Origin of the sequence: Rhodococcus sp. (in: high G+C Gram-positive bacteria) (assembly GCF_049286785.1) — a bacterium.
In the GTDB taxonomy this organism is placed as follows: domain Bacteria; phylum Actinomycetota; class Actinomycetes; order Mycobacteriales; family Mycobacteriaceae; genus Rhodococcus_F.
Genome location: NZ_JBAQEO010000488.1, coordinates 1 through 4,803, shown reverse-complemented (window position 1 = coordinate 4,803; position 4,803 = coordinate 1). Strand labels below are relative to the sequence as shown.

The 4,803-nt window shown below is 61.9% G+C and carries 4 protein-coding genes; all 4 read right to left on the bottom strand.

Features of this window, described 5'->3' with window-relative positions; genetic code table 11:
- Positions 1-2,823: ATP-dependent DNA helicase (locus tag WAW17_RS17455; protein WP_422334195.1), on the bottom strand; the 2,823-nt coding region annotated here is incomplete at its 3' end.
- Positions 2,820-3,518, bottom strand: a complete 699-nt coding sequence (gene radC, locus WAW17_RS17450) for a RadC family protein (protein WP_422334194.1) — start codon at positions 3,516-3,518, stop codon at positions 2,820-2,822. The genes radC and WAW17_RS17455, both read right to left, overlap by 4 nt.
- Positions 3,519-3,596: 78 nt before the next feature.
- Positions 3,597-4,277 (bottom strand): hypothetical protein, encoded by a 681-nt coding sequence (locus tag WAW17_RS17445; protein ID WP_422334193.1) that lies wholly within the window; start codon positions 4,275-4,277, stop codon positions 3,597-3,599.
- A gap of 132 nt (positions 4,278-4,409) precedes the next feature.
- A partial coding sequence (locus WAW17_RS17440; protein ID WP_422334192.1) for a Fic family protein occupies positions 4,410-4,803 on the bottom strand: 394 nt, incomplete at its 5' end.

Sequence of the window (4,803 nt, the reverse complement as noted above, 5' to 3'; positions counted from 1 at the left end):
CGCGCAAAAGGTCTTAAGGTCGCACTCCTTGCAGACCTTTCTTTCCGGCACGTGCTGTACCCGAAAATCGCGGGCTTGAATCTTGGCGACGGCCGCGTCGAAACGCCGACCGGCTCCATCAACATTTTCGGGCCTGTACGGCATCTCCATGAGTGCGTTCATCTTATCCGTCTCGGCGGTCCAGTACAGCAGCAGCCTCTCTGGAGGCTTGCCGTGGCGCCTCTTAAGAATGTGCGCGTAGGTACATAACTGATCCTCATAGGTTGCAAGAAGTCCCGGATCAGTGCTCCGCTCTGAGGTCTTGAAGTCGAGCAACTCCAGCTTGCCGTCGGTTCCGAGCAGCAAGTCAACCTTGCCCGCGAGAATGTAACCATCCTTCTCGATTGAAACGTCAACTTCCGTCTGGATTACGCGCCGCATCTCGTCATTATTCTGGCGGAAGTAGTTCATAACCTGCTTGAAAGCCGACTTCCGCGCAGAGCTACCGATGGGCCGGACATCGCTCAGGCAAAGGAAGCGGAAAGTGCGGTCGACAAGTTCTAATATGCGCGCCTCGTCCAAGGTGCCGAGCTGCCCGTCGAGGGCAATGCGGTGGATCTCTTCGATTGTTTGATGGACGAGGAGGCCGAAAAATATCATCGCGGACCGCGACGGCGTAAAGTCGTACTCGCGGAAGAACCGGTACTGGCGTGGGCAGGTCTCGAAAACCTTGAGGTCACCAGTGAAGGTGTAGACGCGCTTAACGGGCATCCGCTCGCGCAATGTGAAGCGCTGCGCCGCCAGCAGGTCCTGCTGCACGTAGGGCCACTGCGGAAGCCCCTGCCAGATGGGCGCGAAGTGGTTTTTGGGGGGTTCGTGCGCAGTGAGGACCAGCACCTTCTGGGACCGCGAGAAGGCGACGTAGTGCAGGCGCATCCGGTCGAAGAGCGTGATCCGCCTCTCGGGCTCGAAGGGCGGGCGGTGGTAGAAGGCCCCGAGGTCGCGGTCGATCCCCTTCGCGCTCGAAAGCTGTGTGCTAAGGCTGCCCACTACGACGACGGGGAACTCCAGGCCCTTTGCCTGGTGGATGGTCATCACCTGCACGTGACCCTTGGGGAAGGGCTGGTCGGGGTCTTCGTACTCGTTGATGCCGCCGTCGTGCAGCAGCCGCAGGAAGCTGTTGAAGAGGTGGAAGCGCAGGAACTCGCGGTTGCGGTGCGTGACGACGCTGTAGTGGTAGTAGCTCTGAAAGACATTCAGGAGTTGGGAGAAGATCGCGAGGTTGCGCGCGGCGTTCTCGTTCTTCACCGCCTTGGCGAAAGGGTCCAGGGCGAGCAGCCGGTAGAAGTAGTCAGCCGGGCGAAAATCGAGGGACTCGCCCTCGCCGAGGGTCGCGATCTCACCGACCCACGCTTGCAGCGCACGCGCCAACGGATGCGGAGCGGCGTAAGCTTTCGCCAGTTCGACGATCCCCTGGTCCACGTAGCGCCCGAGCTCGGCCACGGCGCCTGCCACCTGGCCTCGCCCGTCGCCGTGCCAGCCGAAGAGCACGGCAAAGCAGGCGACCATGAGCCGGATCTCCTCGTTCTCGAAGTAGGCGCGGGCACGAGGGCAGAAGGCGGGGATACCGCGCGCCTCAAGCGCTGCGAGGTACGAGCCGCTGTGGTCGTCCCGCACGCTGTGCAGGAGCAGGGCCACCTGGCTGTAGTCCTCGATGACGGCACTGCGCTTCAGGAACTCGACGACTTCGGCAAAGCGACCGGCCTCGTCGCGCACGTCGCGTCCCCAGATGCTGATGACCGCCGGGTAGTCTGGATGCCCGCCGTTCGGATCGGCCTCGATGGTTTTGTCGAAGCGAAAGGGCACGCCGTTCGGGTTGGACCAGTCTGCCGAGGCCATCCAGCGGTCGTAGCGCTCGATGATGGCGCGGTGGGAGCGGTAGTTCGTGGTGAGCCGAACGATGGGACATGCCGAGAAGCGGCTCGGAAACTCGAGGATGTTTCGAACGGTCGCGCCACGGAAGCGGTACAGGCTCTGGTCCTCGTCGCCGACGACGCAAAGGTTGCCGGTCCGCTCGGTGAGCTTTAGCAGTAGTTGCTCCTGGACGTAATTCGTGTCTTGGTACTCGTCCACCAGCACGTAACGGATCTCGCTTTCGAGCACGCCGCTGTGCTCGGGCTGTAGGAGAAGCCCGTGCACGATGCTCTGAAGGTGAGCGAAGTCGGTGCGGTTGTTGGCGAAGAGGGCTGTCTCATAGGCGCGATAGGCACGGGCGATGCCTTGCGTGAATGAATCGGGCGAGGCGGACAGCCGCGCGGGATCGACCAGCTCTTCAGTGATCTTGTCGAAGTAGCCGCGTGCGCCCTCGATCGCGGTCCAGCGCGTCTTCCACTTGCCGAGGTAGAGGTCGAGCTCTTCGGGGCCGATGATCTCGTTGAAGTGCTCGAAGATGAACAGGAGCTGCGTCAGCTCATCCAGCGTCTCATAGCTGTTGCCGAGCTCTGTCCGGTGGCGGTGCTGGGTCAGGATGCGGTTGCACAACCCGTGGATGGTCGTAACTCGCAGCTCCGACAGATCGCCCCGGTAGCCGACCGTCTGCGCGGCAGCAGAGAGGCGATCGCGCATCTCGAACGCAGCCTTCTCGGTGAAGGTGCAGAGCACGATCTCCTTCGCCGTGGCTCTCTGCAAGAGAAGCAGGTTGAGCGCGCGCAGTACGATGCTGTAGGTCTTGCCCGATCCGGGCCCGGCCACTACGAGCAACGGGCCCTCCACATGCGCGACGACCTCGCGCTGCGCATCGTTCAGGTCCGGGTAGTGTTCGAGGATGGCGGGCGCGATGGTCACAGCAGCCCAGCCTTCCGAAAGCTGAATACCTCGTCGGGCGAGACGATCAGGTGGTCGAGGATCTTGAGATGAACGGTCTCCGCCGCAAGGACGAGCGCGCGAGTGAGAGTCTTGTCCTGCTCGCTCGGCTGCACGTGGCCGTTCGGATGGTTGTGAGCGAGGACCAGCGCGGCGGCTCCGCGCTTGATGGCATACTCCACGACTCGGCGGGGGTACACGGTGGCTCGGTCGATCGTCCCTTCTTCAAGCCGGTCCACGCCGTCGCGGAGCAGGCGGTAGCCGGTGTCGAGATAGGCCACCTCGAACACCTCGTCGCTCAGCGCGCCGATACGCATGCGCCAGAAGGCCGATAGCCGGTCGGGGTCGGCCATGGACTCCGAGCCTTCGGCCGACTGTTGGAGGTAGAGCGCCGCCGCCGCACGGATGATCCGGAGCGCAACCGGCGCGACCGACCCGATGCCCTTGACCTTCTGCAACTCTTCAAGCGGGGCATCCAGGATGCCCCTGAGGTTCCCAAAATGCGCAATCAACGACTTCGCGGCCTGCTTGACGTCCGAGCGCGGGATGGCGAGGGTGAGCAGCAATTCGACGACCTCGTAGTCGTTGAAGCCTTCGAATCCAGACCGGATGAAGCGCTCACGGAGTCGTTGGCGATGGCCGTGATAATGCGGGTCGGTCATCGTGAGAACGGCCATTCGAGAGGGTCCACAGGGTGACTGCATGACTGATCTTCTCGCACGCCCACCTCGTGGTTGGTCTTGGTGCGCTCAGGTTCAGCGGCGGCGCGGAGCGCCGACCGTTGCAACCGGTTGATGTTGGAAGGCTGGCTCCTTAGGAAAGTATGCCGCCATCATTCCTTGAACGACGACGACCCACGGAATTACGTTTGCACAGAGATCGTCACATAGCTCAGGACGGTTCAGGATCTTCGACACGGCGTGACCAAGTCCTTTCTCGCCCATCGAAACCAAGTTCCAAGGAGCGGAATCGGGCTTCGCGTGCGACAGACTGTTCATGGATGCTGTCAGATCGCGCCCGCGAACCGGAGTTTCGCGTTTCTGTTTGGATTGGATAGCGTCGAACATCTTCGCAAGGCTGGGCGCGTCTTGCTGATGCCAGCCACACTTCCAGCGGTCGATCTCCTCCGGGTACAGGTGGAGGTAAAGCAGGATGGCCGCACGCTCCACCAAAGCCCTCACGAGGACATGCGCGCCGAACAGATAGCCTTGCCGAATGAGCTCCCGAATCGACAGCGTGATGCTGAGCGCCTGAGGGATGACCTGGCACGCCATCCGCTGATGATCGGTAAGCGGGCGGCCATGGGTCGTAGGTGCAGTGACGGAATTCTGCTCCATAACGGAGCTTATGATCTGGTCATAATGGAACAGCAGATTCCGCCCGAGATACGGCTCGTTGTCCGGCGTGAACACAACTGGCATCGCCTTGGAGTCCATCACTGATCCTTCTGGCCGCATCGCCGATAAGTTTCAGGCACCGCAGACGACCGCCTGCATCATCGGCCTGTCAGGCCGCCTTCTTCGACCCGCACTGCTTCACCAAAGTCCCAGATCTGTCGTCGAGCCGCTTCATGATTCACGCCCCGGCTCTTTCAACGCGGCCATTCCCGCCTCCGTCGTCTTGTAGCGTTGCATCCGGCTTCGTGGCTTGCCGGGGATGGTCCGTTCCAGAATACCCTTGGCCATCAAGGGCGCAAGATAGTTCGTCTGGAAGGTCTTCCAGTGCTTGAGCCCCAGTTCGGACATGATGGCCTTCGCCGGTTGAGGTTCGCGGCAGAACGCCGCCACTTGTGCGGTGACTTCTACGGTCACTTGTGCGGTGACTTGTGCGGTGACTTGGTCCCCAGACCCGTTCCTTGAAGTTCCCGCCGCCCCGCCGGCGACCAACTGCGCTTTGAATGTGACGATCAGAAAACCCTGCCGTTCCTCGAATGCCGGCGGAGGCGCGCCGTGCTGCTTGCAC